The sequence below is a fragment of the Poseidonocella sp. HB161398 genome, from assembly GCF_005870025.1.
GTDB lineage: Bacteria > Pseudomonadota > Alphaproteobacteria > Rhodobacterales > Rhodobacteraceae > Mangrovicoccus.
In genome coordinates this window covers 1-2,058 of the sequence record NZ_VATA01000194.1, presented here as the reverse complement: position 1 = coordinate 2,058, position 2,058 = coordinate 1, and the positions used below count along the sequence as shown (strand labels likewise).

The window sequence follows — 2,058 nt, the reverse complement described above, 5'->3', positions numbered from 1 at the left end:
CTGACGCCCGGCAAGGACGGCACCGTCGTCCATGACATGGAAGACGACGTGATCCGCGGCGCGACGGTGGCGCATGGCGGCGAGATCACCTTCCCGCCGCCGCCGCCCAAGGTGGCCGCGATCGCGGCGCAGAAGCCGAAGGAGAAGCCGAAGGAGCTGACCCCCGAGGAGCGCCGGGCGCAGGAGACGGCGGCCTTCAAGGCGCAGACCAGGACGCAGGTGACGCTGCTTGCGGCGATGGCGGTGCTGATCCTCGGGCTGGGGCTGATCGCCCCGGCGTCGTTCATGCAGCATTTCATCGTCTTCGTGCTGGCGGTCTTCGTCGGCTTCCAGGTGATCTGGAACGTCGCGCATTCGCTGCACACGCCCTTGATGGCGGTGACCAACGCGATCTCCTCGATCATCATCCTCGGCGCGCTGATGCAGATCGGGTCCGGCTCGGGGCTGGTGGTCGTGCTGTCCGCGCTCTCGGTCTTCATGGCCGGGATCAACATCTTCGGCGGCTTCATGGTGACGCGCCGGATGCTCGCCATGTTCCAGAAATCGTAACCGGAGGCAGGACAGATGGAATTCGGATTCACGACGGCGGCCTATGTGGTCGCGGCCGTCCTCTTCATTCTCAGCCTCGGCGGTCTTTCCGGCCAGGAAAGCGCCAAGCGGGCGGTCTGGTACGGGATCGCGGGCATGGCGCTGGCGGTCCTGGCGACGCTGGGCAACCTGGGCGGCGGCTTCTGGCTGGTGGCGCTGGTGCTGATCGCGCTCGGCGGCTGGTTCGGGATGATCGTCGCCAAGCGGGTGCAGATGACCGAGATGCCGCAGCTGGTGGCGGCGATGCACAGCCTGGTCGGCCTGGCGGCGGTCTTCGTCGGCTACAACGCGCATTTCACCATGAAGCTGGTGGAGCGCGCCCATGCGGCGGGCACGGACGTGACCGGCGGCTTCGCCTCGCTGGTGGCGCACAAGACCCCGGTGGAGCTGGGCATCCTGGAGGTGGAGCTGTTCCTGGGCGTGTTCATCGGCGCGGTGACCTTCACCGGCTCGGTGATCGCCTTCGGCAAGCTCGCGGGCAAGGTCGACGGCAAGGCGAAGAAGCTGCCCGGGGGGCACATGCTGAACGCCGGGGCGGCGGCGGTGTCGCTGCTGTGCCTCTTCTGGTACCTGGGCACGGGCGGGTTCCTGCCGCTGCTGCTGATGACGCTCTGCGCGCTCTTCATCGGCTACCACCTGATCATGGGGATCGGCGGGGCGGACATGCCGGTGGTGGTGTCGATGCTGAACTCGTATTCCGGGTGGGCCGCGGCCGCGATCGGCTTTTCGCTGTCGAATGACCTCTTGATCGTGGTCGGCGCGCTGGTGGGCTCCTCGGGGGCGATCCTGAGCTACATCATGTGCAAGGCGATGAACCGCAGCTTCGTCTCGGTGATCCTGGGCGGCTTCGGCGGCACGGCGGGTCCGGCGATGGAGGTCGAGGGCGAGCAGGTCGCGATCGATGCCGACGGCGTGGCAAGCGCGCTGGAGGAGGCCGACGAGGTGATCATCGTGCCGGGCTACGGCATGGCGGTTGCCCAGGCGCAGCAGAATGTCAGCGAGCTGACGAAGCGCCTGCGCGCAAAGGGCAAGAACGTGCGGTTCGCGATCCATCCGGTTGCCGGCCGCCTCCCCGGCCACATGAACGTGCTTCTGGCCGAGGCGAAGGTGCCCTACGACATCGTCCTTGAAATGGAGGAAATCAATGAAGATTTCCCTGACACGGACGTGGTGATCGTGATCGGCTCGAACGACATCGTGAACCCGGCGGCGCAGGAGGATCCGAACTCGCCGATCGCGGGGATGCCGGTCCTCGAGGTGTGGAAGGCCAAGCAGGTCTTCGTCTCGAAGCGCGGCCAGGGCACGGGCTATTCGGGCATCGAGAACCCGCTCTTCTACAAGGACAACACCCGGATGTTCTACGGAGACGCCAAGAAGTCCCTCGACGAGCTGCTGACAAAGATCGCCTGAGCCCCCGGGGCAAAAGGCAAAGCGCAGGGCCCCGCCGGAAACGGCGGGGCCCTTGTGCAT

The 2,058-nt window shown here is 66.6% G+C and carries 2 protein-coding genes; both read left to right on the top strand.

Annotation, left to right across the window (positions count from 1 at the left end; all coding sequences use genetic code 11):
• A partial coding sequence (locus FGX59_RS36625) for a proton-translocating transhydrogenase family protein (protein WP_171061022.1) occupies positions 1 to 549 on the top strand: 549 nt, incomplete at its 5' end.
• A 15-nt stretch (positions 550 to 564) separates the two neighbouring features.
• Positions 565 to 1,998, top strand: a complete 1,434-nt coding sequence (locus FGX59_RS36620) for an NAD(P)(+) transhydrogenase (Re/Si-specific) subunit beta (RefSeq protein WP_138473452.1) — start codon at positions 565 to 567, stop codon at positions 1,996 to 1,998.
• Positions 1,999 to 2,058: the final 60 nt, after the last annotated feature.